This window comes from Bradyrhizobium liaoningense (genome assembly GCF_018130825.1).
In the GTDB taxonomy this organism is placed as follows: domain Bacteria; phylum Pseudomonadota; class Alphaproteobacteria; order Rhizobiales; family Xanthobacteraceae; genus Bradyrhizobium; species Bradyrhizobium liaoningense_B.
In genome coordinates, this window is record NZ_JAFCJS010000001.1 from 504,798 (window position 1) to 527,050 (window position 22,253).

Annotated in this window: 23 protein-coding genes; 11 read left to right on the forward strand and 12 right to left on the reverse strand. The window is 64.1% G+C overall.

Features of this window, described 5'->3' with window-relative positions; genetic code table 11:
- Nucleotides 1–135 precede the first annotated feature (135 nt).
- Entirely contained in the window at nt 136–897 is a 762-nt protein-coding gene (locus tag JQ603_RS02440; RefSeq protein WP_212336180.1) for an outer membrane protein, read from the reverse strand.
- A gap of 465 nt (nt 898–1,362) precedes the next feature.
- On the opposite strand from JQ603_RS02440, the gene JQ603_RS02445 reads away from it, so the two are divergent.
- Nucleotides 1,363–1,857: a single-stranded DNA-binding protein gene (locus JQ603_RS02445; RefSeq protein WP_212336181.1), complete on the forward strand. Its 495-nt coding sequence runs from the start codon at nt 1,363–1,365 to the stop codon at nt 1,855–1,857.
- On the opposite strand, the gene JQ603_RS02450 is transcribed toward JQ603_RS02445, so the two are convergent.
- On the reverse strand, nt 1,854–2,204 hold the full coding sequence (locus tag JQ603_RS02450) for a low molecular weight protein tyrosine phosphatase family protein (RefSeq protein WP_212336183.1): 351 nt from the start codon (nt 2,202–2,204) through the stop codon (nt 1,854–1,856). The two genes, JQ603_RS02445 and JQ603_RS02450, sit on opposite strands and share 4 nt — an antisense overlap.
- Nucleotides 2,205–2,524: 320 nt before the next feature.
- Between JQ603_RS02450 and JQ603_RS02455 the strand changes: the two genes are divergently transcribed.
- Nucleotides 2,525–2,923: a DUF2306 domain-containing protein gene (locus JQ603_RS02455; protein WP_212336185.1), complete on the forward strand. Its 399-nt coding sequence runs from the start codon at nt 2,525–2,527 to the stop codon at nt 2,921–2,923.
- A gap of 168 nt (nt 2,924–3,091) precedes the next feature.
- Nucleotides 3,092–5,830, forward strand: a complete 2,739-nt coding sequence (gyrA, locus tag JQ603_RS02460; RefSeq protein WP_212336187.1) for a DNA gyrase subunit A — start codon at nt 3,092–3,094, stop codon at nt 5,828–5,830.
- 9 nt (nt 5,831–5,839) lie between these two features.
- Here gyrA and JQ603_RS02465 read toward each other — a convergent pair whose 3' ends face one another.
- From JQ603_RS02465 to JQ603_RS02475, 3 genes are all read right to left on the reverse strand, one after another.
- Complete coding sequence (locus JQ603_RS02465; RefSeq protein WP_212336189.1) at nt 5,840–6,805, reverse strand: phosphotransferase family protein; 966 nt, start codon at nt 6,803–6,805, stop codon at nt 5,840–5,842.
- A 112-nt stretch (nt 6,806–6,917) separates the two neighbouring features.
- The gene (locus JQ603_RS02470; RefSeq protein WP_212338125.1) at nt 6,918–8,771 is read right to left on the reverse strand and encodes a potassium transporter Kup; all 1,854 of its coding nucleotides are present in this window, start codon (nt 8,769–8,771) and stop codon (nt 6,918–6,920) included.
- Between the two features lie 191 nt (nt 8,772–8,962).
- Complete coding sequence (locus JQ603_RS02475; protein ID WP_211411166.1) at nt 8,963–9,220, reverse strand: hypothetical protein; 258 nt, start codon at nt 9,218–9,220, stop codon at nt 8,963–8,965.
- A 269-nt stretch (nt 9,221–9,489) separates the two neighbouring features.
- Between JQ603_RS02475 and coaD the strand changes: the two genes are divergently transcribed.
- The 5 genes from coaD (at nt 9,490) to queA (ending at nt 12,706) form a co-directional block, all read left to right on the forward strand.
- Entirely contained in the window at nt 9,490–9,987 is a 498-nt protein-coding gene (coaD, locus tag JQ603_RS02480) for a pantetheine-phosphate adenylyltransferase (protein ID WP_212336191.1), read from the forward strand.
- A gap of 37 nt (nt 9,988–10,024) precedes the next feature.
- Nucleotides 10,025–10,600 carry a peptidylprolyl isomerase gene (locus JQ603_RS02485; RefSeq protein ID WP_212336192.1) on the forward strand — a complete coding sequence of 192 codons (576 nt, stop codon included), beginning with the start codon at nt 10,025–10,027 and terminating at the stop codon, nt 10,598–10,600.
- Nucleotides 10,601–10,609: 9 nt separating this feature from the next.
- On the forward strand, nt 10,610–11,020 hold the full coding sequence (locus tag JQ603_RS02490) for a hypothetical protein (protein WP_212336193.1): 411 nt from the start codon (nt 10,610–10,612) through the stop codon (nt 11,018–11,020).
- Nucleotides 11,017–11,481, forward strand: coding sequence for a peptidylprolyl isomerase (locus JQ603_RS02495; RefSeq protein ID WP_018642141.1), 465 nt, complete (start codon nt 11,017–11,019; stop codon nt 11,479–11,481). Before JQ603_RS02490 ends, JQ603_RS02495 begins: the two co-directional genes overlap by 4 nt.
- A 151-nt stretch (nt 11,482–11,632) precedes the next feature.
- Nucleotides 11,633–12,706 (forward strand): tRNA preQ1(34) S-adenosylmethionine ribosyltransferase-isomerase QueA, encoded by a 1,074-nt coding sequence (gene queA / locus JQ603_RS02500; RefSeq protein WP_212336195.1) that lies wholly within the window; start codon nt 11,633–11,635, stop codon nt 12,704–12,706.
- A gap of 170 nt (nt 12,707–12,876) precedes the next feature.
- Here queA and JQ603_RS02505 read toward each other — a convergent pair whose 3' ends face one another.
- The 4 genes from JQ603_RS02505 to JQ603_RS02520 all read right to left on the reverse strand — a co-directional run bounded on the left by JQ603_RS02505 (nt 12,877) and on the right by JQ603_RS02520 (nt 17,029).
- Entirely contained in the window at nt 12,877–13,914 is a 1,038-nt protein-coding gene (locus JQ603_RS02505) for an aspartate-semialdehyde dehydrogenase (protein WP_212336197.1), read from the reverse strand.
- A gap of 233 nt (nt 13,915–14,147) precedes the next feature.
- Nucleotides 14,148–14,753, reverse strand: coding sequence for a PepSY domain-containing protein (locus JQ603_RS02510; protein WP_212336199.1), 606 nt, complete (start codon nt 14,751–14,753; stop codon nt 14,148–14,150).
- 243 nt (nt 14,754–14,996) lie between these two features.
- Nucleotides 14,997–15,743 carry a TetR/AcrR family transcriptional regulator gene (locus tag JQ603_RS02515; RefSeq protein WP_212336201.1) on the reverse strand — a complete coding sequence of 249 codons (747 nt, stop codon included), beginning with the start codon at nt 15,741–15,743 and terminating at the stop codon, nt 14,997–14,999.
- 128 nt (nt 15,744–15,871) lie between these two features.
- Nucleotides 15,872–17,029, reverse strand: a complete 1,158-nt coding sequence (locus JQ603_RS02520) for a patatin-like phospholipase family protein (protein WP_212336203.1) — start codon at nt 17,027–17,029, stop codon at nt 15,872–15,874.
- A 231-nt stretch (nt 17,030–17,260) separates the two neighbouring features.
- Here JQ603_RS02520 and tgt point away from each other — a divergent pair, with 231 nt between their 5' ends.
- On the forward strand, nt 17,261–18,409 hold the full coding sequence (gene tgt, locus JQ603_RS02525) for a tRNA guanosine(34) transglycosylase Tgt (protein ID WP_212336205.1): 1,149 nt from the start codon (nt 17,261–17,263) through the stop codon (nt 18,407–18,409).
- A 6-nt stretch (nt 18,410–18,415) separates the two neighbouring features.
- Here the strand turns inward: tgt and JQ603_RS02530 are convergent, their stop codons facing one another.
- Nucleotides 18,416–18,634, reverse strand: a complete 219-nt coding sequence (locus JQ603_RS02530; RefSeq protein WP_018642135.1) for a hypothetical protein — start codon at nt 18,632–18,634, stop codon at nt 18,416–18,418.
- A 205-nt stretch (nt 18,635–18,839) separates the two neighbouring features.
- Nucleotides 18,840–19,946 (reverse strand): acyltransferase family protein, encoded by a 1,107-nt coding sequence (locus tag JQ603_RS02535; RefSeq protein ID WP_212336207.1) that lies wholly within the window; start codon nt 19,944–19,946, stop codon nt 18,840–18,842.
- A gap of 279 nt (nt 19,947–20,225) precedes the next feature.
- Between JQ603_RS02535 and cysK the strand changes: the two genes are divergently transcribed.
- Both cysK and JQ603_RS02545 read left to right on the forward strand, forming a co-directional pair.
- Complete coding sequence (cysK, locus tag JQ603_RS02540) at nt 20,226–21,203, forward strand: cysteine synthase A (protein WP_212336209.1); 978 nt, start codon at nt 20,226–20,228, stop codon at nt 21,201–21,203.
- A gap of 3 nt (nt 21,204–21,206) precedes the next feature.
- Nucleotides 21,207–21,449: a BrnA antitoxin family protein gene (locus JQ603_RS02545; protein WP_212336211.1), complete on the forward strand. Its 243-nt coding sequence runs from the start codon at nt 21,207–21,209 to the stop codon at nt 21,447–21,449.
- Nucleotides 21,450–21,491: 42 nt separating this feature from the next.
- Here JQ603_RS02545 and JQ603_RS02550 read toward each other — a convergent pair whose 3' ends face one another.
- On the reverse strand, nt 21,492–22,244 hold the full coding sequence (locus JQ603_RS02550; RefSeq protein ID WP_245003354.1) for an amino acid ABC transporter ATP-binding protein: 753 nt from the start codon (nt 22,242–22,244) through the stop codon (nt 21,492–21,494).
- Nucleotides 22,245–22,253: the final 9 nt, after the last annotated feature.

Genomic DNA, 22,253 nt, shown 5'->3' on the forward strand with positions numbered 1-22,253 from the left:
GCAAGTTGTGTACCCGAAAAGCCACAACAGTCACAAAACGTCATAATCGCTGACTGATTAGCCCCTTCGCGCGCAGCAGGCAGCAAAAAGGCCGGCGCGAGGCCGGCCTTTCGTCAGAAGAGATTAGGCTTGCGATCAGTACCTGGCGATCCCCGGGCCGCCCCAACGGTAGTTCAAGCGGATGAGGGCGAGATCGACGTCCTGACTGACGCGTTCGGTCTGAACGAAGGCTCCGCCGAAAGTGAAGTCGACGTTTCGGTTGCCGAGGAAGATGTGATCGTACTCGAAGCCCACCGACCAGTTCGGGGCGAAGCCAAATTCGACTCCCGCGCCGACCGTTCCGCCCCAACGTGTTCCGTTGGCCGAACCGAAGGTCGTGCCAGCACCCACAAAGCCCGGCGCGATGATGAGGTCGTATCTGTCGTCCACTACGGCGGCGCCGCCCTTGACGTAGACCAAAACGTTATTCCAGGCATAACCGACCTGACCGGTAATCAAGCCGAAGGCGTCGACCCGCGTACGGTTCTGCTGACCTGGCGCGGTCGGGCTGATGTTTCTTCCACTGAAGTCAGCCCAGTTGCCTTGGCCTTCCACGCCAAACACCCAATTGGCCGACTGCCAGCGATAGCCGACCTGACCACCGACTGTGCCGCCCGTTGCGTTATGGCAGCCGTCATCGATCAGCGTACCGGTGACCGGCGTCACGAAGTCCCAGCAATTGCGGCTCGAGCCCCAGCCGCCGTTGATGCCGATGTAGAAACCGCTCCAGTCGTAGATGGTCGCGACCACCGGGGGTGGAGCCTTGGTATAGGGACGCGCCGCCATATCCGCCGCGCTTGCGGGAGCCGACAGGCCCAACGCCACTACACCGATTGTACCAATCAAAATCTTATTCATTGCAGTCTCCCCAGGTAAGGTCCGCTTCTTGTTATCCCCGAAGCGGCCAATCAGGCGCGACGCCCATATGAACTTAATTCCGAGGCAACCGTAGCCTAAGCAGGAGGCAGAGTCCGTCTCCGAAATGCAACACTCGCGGGACAAGTGTGCGGCGTGTAACTTTATGAATGTTAAGTGCTTTTTGCCGATTGCGGGAACCTGAAAAAGTTCCATTTAACGCGGACCATTTGAGCGGCATGGAGGCACCGTCCGAGCCGGAAATTCCGCACCCGCCTGGAAAGAACAAATCTGGAACGGAGTGGCGGGTGATGCTATATGTGGGGATAACCCGCGGGCTGATGGGCTGATCGGTCCGCGCAAGCGTATAGGGTCGCCTCAATCAGGTTGCAGGGGACCGCGGGCGCGCGGCGCGGCCTTGCGAATGCGGCCTTACGAATTCAGTGGCATTTGGAGTGGAGAGCGGCGATGGCGGGAAGCGTCAACAAGGTCATTCTGGTTGGAAATCTCGGCAAGGATCCTGAAATCCGCCGCACCCAGGACGGGCGGCCGATCGCGAATCTGAGCATCGCGACCTCGGAAACCTGGCGCGACAAGAACAGCGGTGAGCGCAAGGAAAAGACCGAGTGGCACCGCGTCGTCATCTTCAATGAGGGGCTCTGCAAGGTCGCCGAGCAGTATCTGAAGAAGGGCGCGAAGGTTTACATCGAGGGCGCGCTCCAGACCCGCAAATGGACCGACCAGAGCGGCGTCGAGAAGTACTCGACCGAGGTCGTGCTCCAGGGCTTCAACTCGACGCTGACGATGCTCGATGGCCGCGGTGGCGGCGGCGGAGGCGGCAGCTTCGGCGACGAGCCGGGCGGCGATTTCGGCTCCTCCAGTCCGGTCAGCAGTGCGCCGCGCCGTCCCGTTGCCGCCGGCGGCGGCCGCAACAACGACATGGACGACGACATCCCGTTCTAGGGCTTGGAAAGGGGCGGCTCGGCCTGGCGCAGATAACGGCCAGCCCGGTTTTCAAGGATCCGGACAAGGACAGGGTCCATGAATTCGTAGTCGTCCGGAATGTCGAGGCAGATGACCCGCTTGTTGTTCAAGCTGGATCGGAATTTCCGGTTCAGCTTGTTCCGGTGGGCCTTCTCCATGACGAAGATGATGTCGGCCCATTCGATCTGTTCGGTGGACAGCAAGACGTCCGCGTCGTTCGAAATGCCGGCCGAGTCGGTCTCGATTCCCGGCCAAGTCGAAAACACCTGCTCGGCGGTCGGGCTGCGGAGGCGATTGGCGCTGCAGACAAAAAGAACATTGGTCACTTTACCGCTTCTCGATGTGACTGATCAGGTGTCCGCGAGAAGATTGCTCGGTGCCTTGCGGGCAGGCTTCCCAGAGTTCCTGCTACATAAATGCCGTTCATTGGTCGATGGAATCGACGACATTCCGATCTGACGCGAGGTCGGAACTGTCCACTCACGTGAAGCGACAGGATTTCTTACCAATTATCGGGTAGGGCTCGGGTTTTTCGCCCTTGCCTCATGTGCTGTCTCAAGTCTTTGACGGGATGAGATGTGAATGGTATTAACTTCATGTTAATCGTATTCACATCGGTCGCCGCCTCGACCCGAGGAAGTCCCGCATGAGTTTTGCGCCGCTGCTTGAGGCCGCTCCCGCCGTCCCGCTGCATGCCTTTGCCGCAATGGGAGCGTTCGTGCTCGGCCTCGTTCAGTTCTCCGCCCCCAAGGGCACGCTGCCGCACCGGACAATCGGCTGGATCTGGGTCGTCCTGATGGTGGTCGTGGCGGCGTCGTCGTTCTGGATCCACCAGATCCGCCTGTTCGGGCCGTTCAGCCCGATTCATCTCCTGTCGATCTTCACCCTGGTGGTTCTGCCGCTGGCAGTCTGGCGGGCGCACACCCATCGCGTCGCCGACCACCGGCGGATGATGATCCTCATCTTCGCCGGCGCGCTGGTGGTGGCGGGCCTGTTCACGCTGGTGCCGGGGCGCATCATGCACCGGGTGATTTTCGGGGCGTGAGAGCCGGTTCCATCCGGTCCGTTCCGACCCTGTCCTGGGCGATGCCGGGAAGGGCGTAAGTCTCTGGAAAAACAGTCGGAAAAAGCGCTTCCCGAAGCCCGGCAAGGGTGGTTATCAGGGGTGTGATGCGCTATATGATTCCCAGACAAAAACTCACCGGATTCCCCCTTGGCTGACGACGACAACAAGCCCGGCGACCAGCCGGCGCAACCCTCGGACATTCGCCCCGTCTCCATCCTCGACGAGATGAAAAAGTCCTATCTCGATTACGCCATGAGCGTGATCGTATCGCGTGCGCTGCCCGATGCGCGCGACGGTCTGAAGCCGGTGCATCGCCGCATCCTGTTCTCGATGAACGAGCAGGGATTCACGCCCGACAAGAAGCACAAGAAGTCCGCCGGTATCGTCGGCGACGTCATGGGTAAATATCACCCGCACGGCGACCAGGCGATCTACGACGCGCTGGTGCGCATGGCGCAGGACTTCTCGCTGCGTGAGCTGCTGGTGGACGGGCAGGGCAATTTCGGCTCGGTTGACGGCGATCCGCCAGCGGCCATGCGCTACACCGAGTCGCGCCTCACCAAGATCGCGCTCAAGCTGCTCGACGACATCGACAACGAGACGGTCGACTTCCAGGACAATTACGACGGTTCCGAGAAGGAGCCGGTGGTCCTGCCGGCGCGTTTCCCGAATCTGCTCGTCAACGGCGCCGGCGGCATCGCGGTCGGCATGGCCACCAATATCCCGCCGCACAATCTCGGCGAAGTCATCGACGCCTGCCTGGCATTGATCGACAATCCGTCGCTGACCATCGACGAGCTCAACAACATCATCCCGGGCCCGGATTTCCCGACCGGCGGCATCATCCTCGGGCGCCAGGGCATCCGCAGCGCCTATCATCTCGGCCGTGGCTCCATCGTGATGCGCGGCAAGGTCACGTTCGAGACGATCCGCAAAGAGCGCGAGGCGATCGTCATCACCGAGATCCCGTATCAGGTGAACAAGGCGACGATGGTCGAGCGCATCGCCGAGCTCTACAAGGAAAAGAAGATCGAGGGCATCTCGGATCTGCGCGACGAGTCCGACCGCGACGGCTACCGCGTCGTCGTCGAGCTCAAGCGCGACGCCGTGCCCGACGTCGTGCTGAACCAGCTCTACAAGTTCACGCCGCTCCAGACCTCTTTCGGCGTCAACGCCGTCGCGCTCGATAGCGGCCGTCCGCAGACGATGAACCTGAAGGACCTGCTGACGATCTTCGTCGGCTTCCGCGAGCAGGTCGTCACCCGCCGCACCAAATACAAGCTGCGCAAGGCGCGCGAGCGCGCGCATGAGCAGGTCGGCCTCGCCATCGCGGTCGCCAATATCGACGAGATCATCCGCGTGATCCGGACCTCGCCGACACCGGCGGCTGCGCGCGACACCCTGATGACGCGCGACTGGCCGGCGCGGGACGTCGAGGACATCATCACGCTGATCGACGATCCCCGCCATCGCATCAACGAGGACGGCACGATCCGCCTGTCGCTGGATCAGGCGAAAGCCATCCTGGAGCTGCGTCTGGCGCGCCTCACCGCGCTCGGCCGCGACGAAATCGGCGAAGAACTCGGAAAACTCGCCGGCGAGATCGGCGACTATCTCGAGATCCTGCGCTCGCGCGCCCGGATTCTCGACATCATCAAGACCGAGCTGACCGAGGTGAAGACGGAATTCGCCACGCCACGCCGCACCGTGATCATGGAGCAGGAAGGCGAGGTCGAGGACGAGGACCTGATCCAGCGCGAGGACATGGTCGTCACCGTCTCGCACGCCGGCTACGTCAAGCGCGTGCCGCTGTCGGCCTACCGGGCTCAGCGCCGCGGCGGCAAGGGCCGCTCCGGCATGCAGACCCGCGACGAGGATTTCGTCAGCCGCCTGTTCGTGGCCTCCACGCACACGCCGGTGCTGTTCTTCTCCTCGCGCGGCCAGGTCTACAAGGAAAAGGTCTGGCGGCTGCCGATGGCCGCGCCGAACGCGCGCGGCAAGGCCATGATCAACATCCTGCCGCTGGAGCAGGGCGAGCGCATCACCACCATCATGCCGCTGCCGGAGGATGAATCGACCTGGGGCCAGCTCGACGTGATGTTCGCCACCACGGGCGGCAACGTCCGTCGCAACAAGCTGTCCGACTTCGTCGACGTCCGCCGCTCCGGCATCATCGCGATGAAGCTCGACGACAACGAGGCGATCGTCGACGTGCAGATCTGCACCGAGCGCGACGACGTGCTGCTGACGGCTGCCGGCGGCCAGTGCATCCGCTTCCCCGTCACCGACGTGCGCGTGTTCACCGGGCGCACCTCGATGGGCGTGCGCGGCATTGCGCTCGGCGAGGGCGACAAGGTGATCTCGCTGGCGATCCTGCGCCATGTCGAGACCGCCTCGGACGAGCGCTCGGCGTATTTGAAGATGCGCCGCGCGGTCGCGGGCGAGGCCGCTACGGACGAGGCTCCGGCCGATGCCGAGGCCGAGGAGACCTCCGGCAGCTTCCAGCTCCCGCAGGAGCGCTATGTCGAGATGTCCGCGCAGGAGCAGGTCGTGCTGACCGTCTCCGTCAACGGCTATGGCAAGCGGACCTCGTCCTACGAGTACCGCACCACGGGCCGCGGCGGCAAAGGCATCGTGGCCATGAGCGTCAACAACCGCAACGGCAACCTCGTGGCGTCCTTCCCCGTGGAGGAGGCCGATCAGATCATGCTGGTCACCGACAAGGGCCAGCTGATCCGCTGCCCGGTCGAAGGCATCCGCATCGCCGGCCGCTCGACCCAGGGCGTGATCGTGTTCGACACCGCCGAGGACGAGCACGTAGTGTCGGTGGAGCACATCACCGAAGAGGCCGAGAGCGGGAACGGCGAGAACGGGAATGGAGCGTGACGCCCCGTTCTATGCGGCATTTGCAAGCTCCTTGGTAAGATCGGCAAGCACCTCTCGCTTGCCGATCTGGGCCATCCAGCACCAGAGCTCCAACGTGCAATACATGTGGTAGAGCGCGAGCGTCTGCTCCCAGTCGGGGCGCGCGATCGTGCCATAGCCGGCGAGTAATCCGTCGCGCTTGGGCGCATCCTTCGGCGTGAAATAGTACAGCGCTTTCGCGATATCCATCAGCGGATCGCCAGATGTCGCATTCTCGAAATCGACGATGCCCGTCAGATGCGGTTCGCCCTCCCGCGTCACCAGCACGTTGCCGGCGTGGAAATCGTAGTGGCACAGGCGAGGGGTGACGGCTGCCTCGAACAGATGCTGCCGAGCTGCAACACTGTCCCGCAGGCGCGCGGCCAGCGTGGGATCACCGCCGCGTGTGCAGAACTCCGTCAGCTTCCTCTCGAACTGCGCGGACATGTAGGCATGGTTGCTCGGATGCACCGTCCAGACGCCGTTGGGGCCGATATAGCCAAAGCTGTCGAGGACGACGTCGTTGATCCGGCGCAGCGCCGCGCCCATCTCGGCATAGATCGCAAACAACTCGGCCTCCGACAGCGTCGCCTCGCGTCGGCCGAGCACCGTGCCGTCGAGCCTGGTCATGAGCAGATAGTTCAGATCGATTGCCGTTCGCGTGTCGTCGGCAAGCAGGATTTTGGGAATGGACGTGCTGAGGTCCCGCAGGAGCCCCAGGACGTAAACCTCCTTCGCCATCTTCCACTGCAGCGATTCCGGATAGACCTTGAGGATGCAGGCGGGCGCATTCGCCAGCGTGATCTCGAGCACGGTGCTGATCTCCCCGCCATGTAGCTCGGTGATGCCGAGCAGCGATGCCTGCGGCGATATCCGGCGGATGATCGCTTGCGCCTGATCGACCGAAACCGACAGGCGGGGCTTTAGCTGCAAGGGTGGAGCGTCACTGGTTGTCATGGCTTCAAGGTCAGGCTCGTAGCCCGGATGGAGTGCAAGCGTAATCCGGGACTCTGTGCGCGCGGCAAGAAACCCGGAATGCGCTGCGCTCCATCCGGGCTACGCACTTTGCCTAAATCTCCAGCTCTGTCCCGAACTCCACGACCTGCTTGGTCGGCACGCCGAAGAACGCGGCGGAGCGTTCGGCGTTGCGCTGGAGGAAGGCGAATACGCCTTCGCGCCAGACCCACATGCCCGGGACATCCTCGCGCGGGATGATGGTCTCGCGGCCGACGTAATAGGTGATGTCGGCGAGGTCGATGCCGGGCAACTTGCCCTGCCGGCACGTGAGAGTCAGCCCTTCGTAGATGGTCGGGTTCTGCATGAAGCCGTAATGCAGGATCACGCGGGTGATGCCCGGAATGATCTCATGCACGTCCGCGCGTTCCTCGTCGGGAATGTGCGGGGATTCCTCGATCAGCACGGTGACCAGCAGCACGCGTTCGTGCAGCACGCGGTTGTGCTTGACGAACTGGGTCAGCGCGAGCGGCACGCCACGCGGCGCAGAGGCCAGGAACACGGCGGTGCCGGGGAGCCTTGCGCTGCACTTGTTGACCGCGGTCTCGATCAGATCCTCCTCGGGCTGGCGCAGCCGGCCGCGTGCCGCTTCGACCAGCTTCACGCCGGCACGCCAGGTCAGCATCATGAAGGCGACGAGCGCCGCGAGCAGCAGCGGAAACCAGCCGCCCTCGAACAGCTTGACCGAGTTGGCCGAGAAGAAGATCAGGTCGATCACGAAGAAGAAGCCGTTCACGCCCGCCACGAGCCACGGCGAATAGCCCCACTGGATCGCTACGAGAGCGGCCAGCAGCGTGGTGATGGCCATCAGCAGCGACACCGCGATGCCGTAGGCGCCGGCGAGCGCGTCCGAGGTGCCGAAGCTCAAGACCGCGCCGAGCGTTCCCGCCGCCAGCAGCCAGTTCACCAGCGGCACGTAGATCTGGCCGATCGCATCGCTGGTGGTGTGGCGGATCTGCATGCGCGGCAAAAAGCCGAGCTGGATCGACTGCTGGGTCAGCGAGAACACGCCGGAGATGATCGCCTGCGAAGCGATCACGGTCGCGATCGCGGAGAAGGCGACCAGCGGATAATGCAGGGCGTCCGGGCAGAGCTGGAAGAAGGGATTCTCGATCATGGCGGGATCGGTAATCAGCAGCGCGGCTTGCCCGAAATAGTTCAGCACCAGCGCGGGCAGGCAGATCGCGAACCAAGCCAGCCGGATCGGCATGCGGCCGAAATGCCCCATGTCGGCATACATGGCTTCGCCGCCGGTCACCGCGAGGAAGGCCGCGCCGAGAATTCCGAACGAAATGTGGAAGTCCTGGTGGATCAGGAAGTTGAAGGCATAGAACGGGCTGAGCGCGGCCAGCACCGCGGGCGCCTTGACGATGCCGTGGATGCCGAGCGCGGCGAGCACGACGAACCAGGCCAGCATCACCGGGCCGAAGATGCGACCGATGAAGCCGGTGCCCTGCTTCTGCATCATGAACAACCCGATCAGAATGGTGACGGTGATGGGCACGACCACCGGCGCGAGCGAGGGCGCATCGACCTTGAGGCCCTCGATGGCGCTGAGCACGGAGATCGCCGGCGTGATCGCGCCGTCGCCATAGAGCAGGGCGGCGCCGACGAGGCCTACCACCAGCAGATGCGCCCGCCAGGTGCCGGGTTGCGCGTTGCGCGCGTGGAGCAGGGCCAGGAGGGCAACAATGCCGCCCTCGCCGCGATTATCCGCGCGCAGGATCAGCAGCGCATATTTCAGCGAGATGATCAGCAGCAGCGCCCAGAGGATCAGCGAGGCAACTCCCAGGACAGCGTCGTGGCTTAACGTGCCGCCATGGGCAGCCGCCTTGGCGGCTTCCTTGAGGGCGTAGAGCGGGCTGGTGCCGATATCGCCATAGACGACCCCGAGGGCGCCCATGGTCATGGCAAGCGGCAGTGGATCGGGATGGCCGGAAGCGACTGCGGGCGTACTGGACAATGGCAACCCCCCGATGGGATCGCGCCCGGCGGGCCATTCCGACGGGCGCGAGCATCACGCAGTCTGCGACGAGACGTCGCAAATATCCATGGGGTTTATTTTGTGGGGCTTAGCTGACGCGAAACTGACAGATCCGACTACGGCGTGCGGTCGGCAGTCACGAGGCGGGCCTCGCGGACATCGGCCTTGGTGCCCGCGCGGCGCAGGCACGATGCTTCGAAATTCGGCCAGGCCTGCTGCGAGCAGTCGCGGCCGATGGTGCGGATATCGAGACGGTCGCTCTTGGCGAGCGGCTGCGGCACGCTGGCTTCGACGGTCGGCGCAAAGCCGGGCAGGAGGGTGAGGGCTGCGGCAACACACGCAGAGAGTGCGATTGCTGAAAGAGCCTTGATCATTGACTGTCCCCTGTGATGCGGCCGCCTACGCCCAGTATGCGGCCCGTCATTCGTTGGCCGGAGTAGTAACCATGACCAGTTTCCGGACGTCTTCGCGGAGGCTGGAAATGGTTTCGTTCGCGCTCTGTTTTGTTTCGTGGCCGCCCCCAGGACGAAACAAACCGGCCATGGCCGACACCTCCAGCTGACATTTTCCGGCAAACGGGCAGGAAACGGACAAGGAACCAGCCCGGCTTGCCGGGCCGGGCCGGGCGCGGTAGGAGGGGGCCATGCCGCGCATCGCCTTCTATCCGGGTTCCTTCGACCCCATCACCAACGGCCATCTGGACGTGGTCCGCCATGCCGTTCCGCTGTGCGACAGGCTGGTGGTCGCGATCGGCGTCCATCCCAGCAAGAAGCCGCTGTTCTCGACCGAGGAGCGCCTGCAGATGCTCCAGGACGTCTGCGGTCCGATCGCGGCCCAGGCCGGCTGCGTGCTCGAAGCTGTGACGTTCGACGATCTGTCGGTGACCGCGGCGCGCAAGCACGGCGCGACCATCATGATTCGGGGTCTGCGCGACGGCACCGACCTCGACTACGAGATGCAGCTTGCCGGCATGAACGAGGCCATGGCGCCCGAGGTGCATACGGTCTTCCTGCCGGCCTCTCCCATGGTCCGCCCGATCACCGCCACTTTGGTGCGCCAGATCGCTGGGATGGGCGGAGATGTCTCGACCTTCGTGCCGCCGCTCGTTGCCACCCTGCTCAAGGCCAAATTCGCCGGATAACGGCGCGCTGCTTCATCTCACCAGATCCGGAGTTTTCATGATCCGTCGTCTCGCAATTCTTGCCACGATCTTTGCCGCGTTCATCAGCGCGGTCCCGGCCGTGGCGCAGCAGCTTCCGGCGAATCTCGACAAGGCCAACGCGCTGGTCATCGACACCACCAAGGGCCGTATCGTCATCAAGCTCAGGACCGATCTGGCGCCGCAGCACGCCGAGCGCCTCAAGCAGCTGGCGCGCGAGGGCTATTACAACAACGTGCCGTTCCACCGCGTCATGGACGGCTTCATGGCGCAGACCGGCGACGGCGAGAAATTCAACGGCACCGGCGGCTCGAAATATCCGAACCTGAAGCAGGAATTCTCCAAGGTGCATTTTGCCCGCGGCATCGTCGGCATGGCCCGGCGCGGCGACAGCGTCGACACCGCCAACTCGCAGTTCTTCATCATGTTCGCGGACGGCGGCAGCCTCGATGGCCAGTACACCGTGATCGGCGAGGTCGTGCAGGGCATGGACGTCGTCGACAAGCTGAAGAAGGCGCCTCCTGGCTCGGCCAGCGGCACCGTCACCGATCCCGACAAGATGGTGAAGGTGCAGGTCGCTTCCGACATCAAGTAGGGAAACGCGATGGCGCGCTGCGGCAACAGGCTTCTGCTCGCTGCCGCGGTGCTGCTGCTCGGTGTCGCAGGCGCGAAGGCCGAGGACGCACAGGTCAACACCATCCAGGATGTCTTCCGGCATCTGCGCACCTGCTGGAAGCCGCCGCCGCCCGCCAAGGCCCGCCCACTCGACATCACCGTCGTCGTGAGCTTTAACCGGGCCGGAAACATTCTGGGCCATCCGAGGATTACCTATGAATCCGCGGAGGCCTCCGACAATGACCGGCTGCAATACCGGATCGCGGTGATGGAGGCGTTGCAACGCTGCACGCCGATGCCATTTACCGATGCGATGGCCGGCGCTGCTGCGGGGCGTCCGTTCGCGATCCAGTTCCGTAACCGGAAGACTTCACCCCCAACGCAAGAGAGACGAGTATGAGCGTCACCGAAAACACCTTGATCCTCGAGACCACGCAGGGCCCCGTCACCATCGAGATGCGGCCCGACCTCGCGCCCGGCCATGTCGCGCGCATCAAGGAGCTGGTCCGCGAGGGCTTCTACGACGGCATCGTGTTCCACCGCGTGATCGAGGGCTTCATGGCCCAGACCGGCTGCCCGCACGGCACCGGCACCGGCGGTTCGGGCAAGAAGCTGAAGGCCGAGTTCAACAAGGAGCCGCATGTGCGCGGCACCGCCTCGATGGCGCGCGCCGCCAATCCCGATTCCGGCGACAGCCAGTTCTTCATCTGCTTCGACGACGCCCGTTTCCTCGACAACCAGTACACGGTGTGGGGCAAGGTCACCGAGGGCATGGAGAACGTCGACAAGATCAAGCGCGGCGAGCCGGTGCAGAACCCGGACAAGATCGTCAAGGCGCGGATGGCCGCGGACAAGGAATAGTCACCCGTCATTCCGGGGGCGCGCTGCCAAAATCGACGCTTGGCGTCGTTTTTGCGCTGACAGCGCGAACCCGGAATCTCGCGCCACAATCTCGGGATTCCGGATCGCCGCGCTTGAAGCGCGGCGTCCGGAATGACGGTGCTAGTGAGACATGCGCACCGACCTCTTCGATTTCGACCTGCCGGCCGAGCGCATCGCCTTGCGCCCGGCGAGCCCGCGCGACTCCGCGAAGATGCTGGTCGTCGAGAACGGCGCGCTGCGCGACCAGGTCATTGCCGACCTGCCGCAATGGCTGAGGCCCGGCGACCAGCTCGTCGTCAACGACACCAAGGTGATCGCGGCGCAATTGAAGGGCCGCCGCATTGGCCGCGAGACCGAGCCGAAGATCGAGGCAACGCTGATCAAGCGTCTCGACGGCTCGCGCTGGCAGGCGCTGGTGAAGCCCGCCAAGAAGCTCACAGCCGGCGACCGCATCCGCTTCGGCAATGAGGGCAAGGTCTGCCTGCTCGGCCATCTCGACGCCGAGGTCGAGGCCAAGGGCGCTGAAGGCGAGGTGACGCTGTCGTTCTCGTTCCACGGCCCGGCGCTGGATCAGGCCATCGCCGATCTCGGCAGCCCGCCGCTGCCACCCTACATCGCCTCCAAGCGCACGCCTGACGATCAGGATTTCGCCGACTACCAGACCATGTTCGCGGCGAATGAAGGTGCGGTTGCGGCTCCAACCGCAGGCCTGCATTTCACGCCCGCGCTGGAGCAGGCGCTGCGCGCACGCGACGTCGGGATCAACCGCGTCACGCTGCATGTCGGGGCAGGGACCTTCCTGCCGGTCAAGGTCGACGACACCGAGGGCCACAAGATGCATGCCGAGTGGGGCACGATCTCGGCCGAGACGGCCGAGCGGCTCAACTCCGCGCGGAAGAACGGTGGCCGCATCGTCGCGGTCGGCACGACGTCATTGCGTCTGATCGAAAGCGCGGCGAGCGAAGACGGCACGATCCAGCCATTCGCCGCCGAGACCTCGATCTTCATCACCCCCGGCTATCGTTTCCGCGCCGTCGATATCCTGATGACAAATTTCCACCTGCCGAAGTCGACGCTGTTCATGCTGGTGTCGGCATTCTCCGGGCTCGAGACGATGAAGCAGGCGTACGCGCACGCGATTGCGAACGGATACCGGTTTTATTCGTATGGGGATGCGTGCCTGTTGTTCCGAGCGGGCGACTAGCACCGGCGCCGTAGGGTGGGCAAAGCGAAGCGTGCCCACGTCTTTCTCGAATACGGAGAAGAAAGGTGGGCACGGCGCTAGCGCGCCTTTGCCCACCCTACGATACTGTCCGAGTGGACTGTAAAGAGGTGGATTACGCCTTCGGCTAATCCACCCTACATCTCCCTCTGTTAAGCCATTACCCGCTGCGGCAGGAGCTCCGCGATCTGCACCGCATTCAGCGCCGCGCCCTTGAGCAGCTGATCCGCCGCCACGAACATCGAGATCGAATGCCCGCTAGGGTCGCTGAGGTCCTTGCGGATGCGGCCGACCAGGACGTCGTCCTGGCCCGAGGCGTCGATGGGCATCGGGAAGTAGTTCTTGACGCGGTCGTCGACGACCTTCACGCCGGGGGCCTGCGCCATGATGGCGCGGACCTGGTCCTCGCTGATCGGCTTCTCGCATTCGAAGGTGATGGCCTCGCAATGGGCGCGCAGCACCGGCACGCGGACGCAGGTGACGCCGACCGCGATGCTCTCGTCCTCGAAGATCTTGCGGGTTTCCTTGATGACCTTGGTCTCTTCGTCGTTGTAGCCGGTCTCGGGATCGACCGCAGTGTTGTGGTTGAAGAGATTGAAGGCGTAGGGGTGCGGCATCACCTTCGGCGTATAGACCTGCCCGTTGAGATTGGCGCGGGTGGACTCGACGAGCTCCTCCATCGCGGCAGCACCGGCACCGGAGGCGGCCTGGTAGGTCGAGATGATGACGCGCTTGATGCGGTTCTTCTGGTGGATCGGCCAGAGCGGCACCAGCGCGGTGATCGCGGCGCAGTTCGGGTTGGCAATGATGCCCTTGTGGTCGCGGATGCGGTTCGCGTTGATCTCGGGGATCACCAGCGGCACGTTGGGATCCATGCGGAAAGCGGAGGAATTGTCGACCACGACGGCGTCCGACTTGACCGCGATCGGCGCGAACTTCTTGGAGATGCTGCCGCCGGCGGAGAACAGGGCGATGTCGACGCCCTCGAAAGCGCGCTCGGTCAGTTCCTCGATGACGACGTTCTGGCCGCGGAACGACACCGTCTTGCCGGCGGAGCGGGCGCTCGCCAGCGCCTTGAGCTTGCCGACGCGAAAGCCGCGCTTGTCCATGGTGGCGATGAATTCGGCGCCCACCGCACCGGTGACGCCGACAATCGCGACGACGGGATCGTTACTCACTTTGTCCTCCATTGCATTTGAGATTTAGACAACAAAAAAGCCCCGGACCATCGAGGGCGGGGCTTCGGTAGAGCTGATGCGTTTAAGTCGACGACCTACGCGCGCACGCCTCCCCGGGCCCCTGGGGCCGTGGTGGTTTTGGTCGTGCGTTTGGTGGTCGTGAACATGGCGGGGACTTATGCGGGAGAGTCTTGCGCCCGTCAATGGCTTTTCGGCGGGAATGTGGCCGCGCGAGGGACCCGCTGCTATTTGGCCCGGGCGCCCGGCGGCTCCAGGATGACCTCCTTGAGGTCGTCGCCGCTGATCACGACGATCGCGAAACTGAGCCGGCCGCGTTCGCGCACGAGGCCACCGCTGATGGCCTTGCCCGAGGCTGCGCGCTCGGCGACGCTTACGGCGTCGGCAAGGCGGTGCCTGATGGCGCCGAGCGCTGCGAGGTTGCTGCGGTCCTCATGGTCGAGCTCGGCGAGGGGCAGGGCGGCTTCGCCGCCGACGAGCTCGCCGGTCGCCGCATTGATGGTGTGGCGCCAGATGCGGTCGTTGTGCAGGGTCTTCACCCGGTAGACCGGCACGCGGGCAGCCCCGTCGAAACTCACATCTGCCGTCGTGGCGCCGGCGTGGCGGGCCTCGGCAATCGCCATGGCCTGACTGATCGAAATCGACGAGCTGCGGAAGCGCTCGATCTCGCGGCTGACTGCTTGGCGGTCGGCCTCGGCGTCACCATCTGTGTCGCTGTGAAGGGCGGTGGGTGTGCTTCCGGCCGAGACGATCGCCTGCGCCGGCGCTGCGACGAGCAACGCCGACAGGGCGACCGCGAAAAACGTCCAGGGGTATTGCCGTGCTGCCTTCATGCTCGAAACCCTCGGCCAGCGAGTGTGCCGGATGATCGTAAAGAATTCGCGGCCGACCTTGGGCAAAGGCCGGCCGCGGAGCGTCGTGGCGGGCTGTACCCGCCGCGGCGATCGAAGCGGTACTGACCTCTTTTGGGGCTGGTGAAAAAAGCGGCCCGTACCAACTTATAACTAAACCATACCGTATCGTTTTATTTTGGTCAACGACACCCCGCAGGGAAAACTCGCAGGCTCACGGAATTGTCAGCGGGCGGGGCGGCGCCGCGGCGTGCCCCTGGCGGCGTCCTTGACACGGTCGGCGGGGCCCAGCGCACCGGCCAGGAACAGCTTGATCGCGGTGCGCATCCGCTTTTCCGCTGACTTCATCTCGAGCGCCGTTCCGAACGTCGCCATGCGGTGGGTGTGGCCGACGACGACGTCGAGAAACACCTCGGCCGCGATGGTGGTGTCTTCGATGTCCAGCGCGCCTTGCGCCACCAGATGGTCGAAAAAGCGCGCCGTGGTGGCGACGGCCTTGAGCCAGCCTTCCTCCTTGCCGAGCTTGGCGACGTCGGGGAAGTTGATGGCCTGCGACGTCATCATGCGGCTGAAGGCGACGGCATCGGGCCCGCAAGTAAAGTTCAGCATCTCGCGCCCGACCTCGACCAGCCGCTGCTCCACCGAAATGTCCGCGGCGCTGGAGAGCTGCGTTTCCGCGGCAGCCGACAGCGGCGCAAGCCAGCGTTCGATCTCGCGTCTCAGCACGGCCGCAAACAGGCCGCGCTTGTCGCCATAGCGGGAATAGACGGTGGGCTTGCTCACCCGCGCCGCCTCCGCAACCGCATCGAGCGAGGTCGCGTCAAAGCCGCGGTCCAGGAAGAGGCGGGTGGCGACCTCGATCAGCCGCTGGTCGCGCTCGATGGCGGCGGTCTTGGTCGGCCGGCCGCCACGCGATTTCGGCACCTCGCGCCGCGGCGTTGCCGGTCTTGTCCTGGTCGCAGTCAATCCCATGCCCAATGATTCCTGCGCGTTGCCTGTCATTCGCTCTATATCGCGCAGGAGCCTGGGCGTCATCGCGAATCTGGCCGAATTGGCCGTATCGTCAACGGTTTCGATCGCGCGTCGTTCCGCCACCGGCGTCACGGCAGCGTCGAAGTCCAGGCCTGGCCCGCCGCGGCCTTCTCATACCCGTATTGATAGAGCTCCCTCATATAGCCGGTGTCGAACCCTTCCGAGGGCGGGGCCGGATAGTCGCGCGCGATATAGGAGAGATGGAAGCCAAGGCGGTTGCGCTTGGCAAAATCGTAGGTCGAGAAGATGATCGAGCGGGTCTGCGACTGGGTGATCGCCGACAGGCTGCGCGAGGCGACGTCGATCGTGCTGTTGGACACCAGCTCGAAGTTGCGCTCGATCTTCTTGTTGACGAGGATGTAGATGTCCAACTTCGCTGCGCCCGGCAGGCGGCTGCCCTGGAACAGCAAGGCTTCGGGCAGCGTCAGCACCGGTGCCGTCACGCCGCCGTCGACATGCATCTCCTGAAACCGGCGGCCCTGGCCTTCGGCGTCGATCATGATGGGCGGAAACACCAGGGGAATGCTGGCGGACGCCGCCATCACGTCGCGAAACAGCTTGAGCGCCTCGGGCGTGCCGACCGCCGCGATCTTACCCATGTCCCAGATCGCGGTGCGCTGGGTGTCGAGATCGGTCGTCACGATCAGCAGCCTGCGGCCCCTGGCGTTCTCATGCGCGACCTGGGCCATGATCTCCGGCCCGACATAGCGGGCAACGAGTTCGCGCAGGCGCGTGTTGCCGAACAGGCCGGAGCCGAACAGCACGCGCATGATGCTGGGATCGTTCAAGAGGCTCTCCGCGATGCCGCTGGTGTAGACCTCCTTCAGCGTGTCGTCATATTGGGAGCCGAGAAATGCAAACGGCGCGATCAGGCCGCCGGTGCTGACGCCCGAGACCACCGAGAAGGTGGGACGGGTTCTGGCGGCGGTCCAGCCGTTGAGCACGCCGACGCCGTAGGCGCCGTCGGCGCCGCCGCCGGAGAGTGCCAAATAGGTTTTCGTCGCCGTGCTGGTGTCCTTCTCGAAGCTGAACTTCGTGACGGGCTCGTCGGCGTAGCGGCGGAGGCCGTCGATATCGAGCACGCGCGAGGTCTGGGCTTCGGCGGCCGTGTAGGGCGTGCGGGGCAGGGAGGTGCAAGCGCCGAGCGCCAGCCCCAAGGCCAGCACCAGGAGTCCGGTCAGGCGGGCGCCTGTTTGCCGGATCCGGCCATGCGAAGGGCCGGACATTTCAGTCGAAGATGAAGTGGAGGGCATTGTCGGCGGCTGGCGATCACGCAAATACGGCCGCCGGCACATTCACCGCGGCATCCCGTCCAGCCCCACGGTAAAACTACACTGTATCGTTTTATTTGGCAAGCCGGGCGGAACCTCAGGTCCGCGTCAAATCTGTCCCAGTCTGAGGCATCGTGGGGGTCGGGCGGGTTGATCGGCCTCGCCCGGCACGCAATAAGCACGGCCATGAATCGTCCCGACACCGATCTTCCCAATCATTTCGAGCTGCTTGCCACCGATGGCGCCGCGCGTACCGGCCGCCTGACTACGCCGCATGGCGTGGTGCGCACCCCGGCCTTCATGCCGGTCGGCACCGCCGGCGCCATGAAGGGCATGCACTGGCGCGAGGTGCGCGAGGCCGGCGCCGACATCGTGCTCGGCAACACCTATCATCTGATGCTGCGCCCGGGCGCCGAGCGGATCGCAGCGCTCGGCGGCTTGCAGCGGTTCACCGGCTGGAATGGGCCGATGCTGACGGATTCCGGCGGCTTCCAGGTGATGTCGCTGGCTGACTTGCGCAAGGTCAGCGAGCACGCCGTCACCTTCCGCTCTCATATCGACGGCGCCAAGGTCGAGCTGTCACCGGAGCGCTCGATCGAGGTGCAGCGCTTCCTCGGCTCCGACATCGCCATGCAGATGGACGAATGCGTGCGGCTGCCCGCCGAGCGTGACGACATCGACCGCGCGATGCGGCTGTCGCTGCGTTGGGCCGAGCGCTCAAAGCGCGCCTTCGAGAGCGCGCCCGACGGCTACATGCTGTTCGGCATCGTGCAGGGCGGCGACATCCCACAGCTTCGTCATGCCAGCGCTGAAGGCCTCGTCGAGATCGGATTCCACGGCTATGCGATCGGCGGTCTTGCGGTCGGCGAGCCGCAGGAGGTGATGCTGGCCATGATCGACGAGACCGCGCCGGTGCTGCCGAAAGAGCGGCCGCGCTATCTCATGGGCGTCGGCACGCCCGACGACATCCTAGAAGCGGTGAAGCGCGGCATCGACATGTTCGACTGCGTGATGCCGACGCGCAACGGCCGGCATGGCGTGGCCTTCTCGCGTTTCGGTCAGGTGAATCTGCGTAACGCGCGCCACGCCGACGATCCGCGTCCGCTCGATGAAGAGAGCTCATGGCCGTCGACGCGCAACTGCGCGCGCGCCTATCTCCATCATCTCGTCAAGGCCGGCGAGACGCTGGGGGCGATGCTGCTGTCCGAGATCAATATCGCCTACTATCAGTCCCTGATGCAGGGCATCAGGGACGCGGTCGCACACGGAATGTTCGAAGATTTCTATCAGCGTACGCGCGAGGACTGGGCGAGGGGCGATATCGCCCCACGCTGATCAGCGTCAATTGCAGACAATCCGCTGCTTGACGGCGTGCTTGGTCACGAAACCATAGCCGCAATTGTCGCAGGTCCAGAGATAGCTGATCATGTGGTCAGAGACGTAGGCGGATGCTTCGGCGGCGACCATGGAGTCGGCGCAGACGGGACAGGTGGGCAACTCGCTGCAACGCGGATCGCGGTTCAGCGCGACGGTCGACATCACTTCAGCAACTGCTGACATCGTGGTGACCTCCCTGCTTTAAGACGTAAGTCTAACATAAGCAGAAGTACTTGACGAGGTCGCAACACAAATGCGCTGGCTTTTATAAAATTGCCGTCACCACGACGTGTTCGCTGACCATTTCGCGGACTCGGTGTCGCAGCGCAAACAATCCGTGTGCATTGCGATAATTCGCCGCGCGGCTTCGCGCGTCATGACGTTCGATTTACTGCGCCGCACCCTGCCGTCCGAGAGCTGGCTCGAGCGCGAGCGGCGTGCTGCGATCCGAACGGAGCCTGCGTGCGAATGAAATCCAGGGCTTCTCGACGAGGGAGTATGTCATCCAGCTGACAAATATCGACGACGTCACGACCTCGGCGACGAAGACGAGCCATGCCAGCGGACCGTCGCCAGGCCAGGCGTAATGATGGATCCAGACCATTGCGAACGGCGACATCAGGTAGACCGAGTAACTGATGAGGCCGACGAACGCGAGCGGACGCCAGGCCATCCGCTCGCCGAACGCGGCAAACACGATGAAAACGACGGCGGCGCTGACATAGGCCGCCCCGATCGAATAGCTGTAGAAGAAATTGTCCTCGTACGCCCCGCCATAACGCCTGCCGGCCAGCGTGATCGCGAAGACGGCGTAAAGCGCCGTGCAGACGGCGACATGCCGCCATCGCAGTGTTCCGCCGACGACGGTGTCGCGAATGATCTTGCCGAGGAACATCGCCGAGAGGTTCAGCCCGATCTCCATCATCACCCAGGCTGCCCGTTCCTCCACCAGGACGGCCACGGCCGTCCCGGCCAGCGCGGTCGCAACGACGATCGCGACGGCGGTGAGCCGCCGGGTCAGCAGTCCTGCCGTGAAGAGGATGATGCAGACAACGTAGAACATCAGCTCGATCGTCAGCGTCCAGTAGAAGTCCCAGAGGTGTCGTACCTCCAGGACGCTCTGGAACATCGTGACGTTGGCGACGATCTGCGACAGGGGATAGGTCCTCAATTCCACCGCCTGCATCGTGACGAGCCCGATCGCGATCGAGGCCCAGTAGGCCGGATAGAGGCGGAAGAAGCGACTGACCGCGAAGTCATTCACGGGAGACGGGCTGGCGGGAAAGCTGAAGGGAATGACGAAGCCGCTGACGAAGAAGAACAGCGCGACGCCGAACCGGCCGAAATTCATGTAGTAGCCGATCGCGTCGTGAAAGATCGAATGGTATGCGCCGGTCGGGTGTTCCCGCACAATCACCTCGAGCGCGTGCTGAACGACCACCGACAGGACGGCGATGCCGCGCAGGGTATCGATGAAGGCGAGCCGTCGATGCATCAGGCGTTCTCTGCGCTCCCGCCGCCCGCAACGGACGTCGCCTGCCGGGAGGGTATTTGGCTAAGGCACAAGCGATGGTCGGAAGGCTGGACGCTGGTCCGGCAGTTCAGCATGCCAATCGTGAACAGATTGACAACGGCAACGGGCAGGGCGGTAAACTCGGGCCTCCTGCAAATGGCCGCCGGGTCACGTGATTGCCGCTTGCGTGTCGCCGCAAGCTGTCTGTAACTGCGGAACGGCTGCGACAGCGGTACAAATCGTCGCCAAAGGGAGTTCATGATGGACGCATCGTCCAAAACGAGTGCAGCGCACCAAGCCGGCCGCGGCCGGATCTACTCTTCGATCGTCGAGGCTTTTGGCGACACGCCGATCGTGCGCTTGCAACGCCTGCCGGGCCAGCATGGGGTGAACGCGACGATTTTGGCAAAACTTGAATATTTCAATCCGGCCGCAAGCGTGAAGGACCGCATCGGTGCGGCCATGATCATCGCGATGGAGAAGGCCGGCATCATCAAGCCTGACACCGTGCTGATCGAGCCGACCTCCGGCAATACCGGCATCGCGCTCGCCTTCGTGGCGGCTTCGCGCGGTTACCGGCTCAAGCTGGTGATGCCGGAATCCATGTCGATCGAGCGGCGCAAGATGCTGGCCTTTCTCGGCGCCGAGCTGGTGCTGACCCCGGCCGCGCAAGGCATGAAGGGCGCGATCGCTGCCGCCGAGGAGCTCTTGAAGACGACGCCGAACTCCGTGATGCCGCAGCAGTTCAAGAACCTCGCCAATCCGGAAGTTCACCGCCGCACCACCGCCGAGGAGATCTGGAACGACACCGGCGGCAATATCGACTTCTTCGTCGCCGGCGTCGGCACCGGGGGCACGATCACCGGCGTCGGCCAGGTGCTCAAGCCGCGCAAGCCGTCGTTGCGGGTGATCGCGGTCGAGCCGGAGGAGAGCCCGGTGCTGTCAGGCGGCCAGCACACGCCGCACAAGATCCAGGGCATCGGCGCCGGTTTCGTGCCTGACATCCTCGACCGCTCGGTGATCGACGAGATCGTGAAGATCAACTCGACCACCGCGATCGAGACCTCGCGCGCGCTGGCGCGGCACGAGGGCATTCCCGGCGGCATCTCCTCGGGCGCGGCGATCGCGGCGGCGATCGAGATCGGCAAGCGGCCGGAAGCCGCTGGAAAAACCATTCTGGCGATAGTGCCGTCCTTCTCCGAGCGGTATCTTTCGACGGCTCTGTTTGAAGGAATCTAGGACATGGCGGATCAACCACCGAGGCGGCCGCGCACGCTTGGCGATGCCAGGACTGAAGCTGAGGCGGCGTTCAAGAAGGTGACGGCCAAGGTCGCCGCGGCGCCGCCGAAGCAGAACGCCGTTCCCGGCATCAAGGAGCAGGTCACGCTGCGTATCGACCAGGACGTGCTGGAGTTCTTCCAGGCGGGCGGCCCCGGCTGGCAGGACCGCATCAACGAGGCGCTGCGAAAGGCGACGGGGAAGTAGGCAGAGAGCTGTTGAGGGCGCCGCAAGTCGCCACCTGCGAATTCAGAGGACCTGCGACAGGAACCGCTGCGTTCGTTCGTCCTTGGCCGCCGTAAAGAATGTTTCCGGCGGCCCGTGCTCGACGATCACACCGCGGTCGGTGAAGTAGACATGATCGGCGACCTCACGCGCGAAGTTCATTTCGTGGGTGACAAGGATGCATGTCATCCCATCCTCGGCGAGCTCGCGGATGGTGACGAGGACTTCCTTGACCGTCTCCGGATCGAGGGCGGCCGTGACTTCGTCGAACAGCATGATGTCCGGTCGCATCGCCAGTGAACGGGCGATGGCCACGCGTTGCTGCTGTCCGCCTGAGAGTTCTCCGGGATAGGTGTCCTCCTTGCCCGCGAGCCGTACCTTGGCGAGCAGCGCCCGGGCGCGCGCTTCGACCTCGGCCCGCTTCTGGCCGAGAACATGGATCGGCGCCATCATCACGTTCTGGAGCGCGGTCTTGTGCGGGAACAGGTTGTACTGCTGAAACACCATCCCGACCTTGCGGCGTAGTGCCAGCTTGTCGAGCCTGGGATCGGACACCTCGATGCCCTCGATCTGAATGCTGCCGGAGGTGATCGGCTGAAGCGCGTTGATGCAGCGGATCAGCGTGGATTTCCCCGATCCGGACGGGCCGATGATGCAGATCACCTCGCCCTTCCTAACCGACAGGCTGATGCCCTTGAGGACCTCGAGAGCGCCGAACGACTTTCTGACGTCGACGCATTGAACGATGGGCTGATCCGGCGTCCAGCTCGTGGCCATGCTCAGCAT

Excerpts from the sequence above, each read along its gene's own strand:
- JQ603_RS02440 (WP_212336180.1), bottom strand. The coding sequence starts at position 897 with ATGAATAAGATTTTGATTGGTACAATCGGTGTAGTGGCGTTGGGCCTG.
- JQ603_RS02490 (WP_212336193.1), top strand. The coding sequence starts at position 10,610 with ATGGCGCGCTGCGGCAACAGGCTTCTGCTCGCTGCCGCGGTGCTGCTG.
- JQ603_RS02545 (WP_212336211.1), top strand. The coding sequence starts at position 21,207 with ATGGCGGATCAACCACCGAGGCGGCCGCGCACGCTTGGCGATGCCAGG.
- JQ603_RS02530 (WP_018642135.1), bottom strand. The coding sequence starts at position 18,634 with ATGTCAGCAGTTGCTGAAGTGATGTCGACCGTCGCGCTGAACCGCGAT.
- JQ603_RS02485 (WP_212336192.1), top strand. The coding sequence starts at position 10,025 with ATGATCCGTCGTCTCGCAATTCTTGCCACGATCTTTGCCGCGTTCATC.
- JQ603_RS02505 (WP_212336197.1), bottom strand. The coding sequence starts at position 13,914 with ATGGAGGACAAAGTGAGTAACGATCCCGTCGTCGCGATTGTCGGCGTC.
- JQ603_RS02445 (WP_212336181.1), top strand. The coding sequence starts at position 1,363 with ATGGCGGGAAGCGTCAACAAGGTCATTCTGGTTGGAAATCTCGGCAAG.
- cysK (WP_212336209.1), top strand. The coding sequence starts at position 20,226 with ATGGACGCATCGTCCAAAACGAGTGCAGCGCACCAAGCCGGCCGCGGC.
- tgt (WP_212336205.1), top strand. The coding sequence starts at position 17,261 with ATGAATCGTCCCGACACCGATCTTCCCAATCATTTCGAGCTGCTTGCC.
- JQ603_RS02535 (WP_212336207.1), bottom strand. The coding sequence starts at position 19,946 with ATGCATCGACGGCTCGCCTTCATCGATACCCTGCGCGGCATCGCCGTC.
- JQ603_RS02550 (WP_245003354.1), bottom strand. The coding sequence starts at position 22,244 with ATGGCCACGAGCTGGACGCCGGATCAGCCCATCGTTCAATGCGTCGAC.
- JQ603_RS02510 (WP_212336199.1), bottom strand. The coding sequence starts at position 14,753 with ATGAAGGCAGCACGGCAATACCCCTGGACGTTTTTCGCGGTCGCCCTG.
- JQ603_RS02520 (WP_212336203.1), bottom strand. The coding sequence starts at position 17,029 with ATGTCCGGCCCTTCGCATGGCCGGATCCGGCAAACAGGCGCCCGCCTG.
- queA (WP_212336195.1), top strand. The coding sequence starts at position 11,633 with ATGCGCACCGACCTCTTCGATTTCGACCTGCCGGCCGAGCGCATCGCC.
- JQ603_RS02455 (WP_212336185.1), top strand. The coding sequence starts at position 2,525 with ATGAGTTTTGCGCCGCTGCTTGAGGCCGCTCCCGCCGTCCCGCTGCAT.
- JQ603_RS02470 (WP_212338125.1), bottom strand. The coding sequence starts at position 8,771 with ATGACCATGGGCGCCCTCGGGGTCGTCTATGGCGATATCGGCACCAGC.
- coaD (WP_212336191.1), top strand. The coding sequence starts at position 9,490 with ATGCCGCGCATCGCCTTCTATCCGGGTTCCTTCGACCCCATCACCAAC.
- JQ603_RS02475 (WP_211411166.1), bottom strand. The coding sequence starts at position 9,220 with ATGATCAAGGCTCTTTCAGCAATCGCACTCTCTGCGTGTGTTGCCGCA.
- JQ603_RS02495 (WP_018642141.1), top strand. The coding sequence starts at position 11,017 with ATGAGCGTCACCGAAAACACCTTGATCCTCGAGACCACGCAGGGCCCC.
- JQ603_RS02515 (WP_212336201.1), bottom strand. The coding sequence starts at position 15,743 with ATGGGATTGACTGCGACCAGGACAAGACCGGCAACGCCGCGGCGCGAG.
- JQ603_RS02465 (WP_212336189.1), bottom strand. The coding sequence starts at position 6,805 with ATGACAACCAGTGACGCTCCACCCTTGCAGCTAAAGCCCCGCCTGTCG.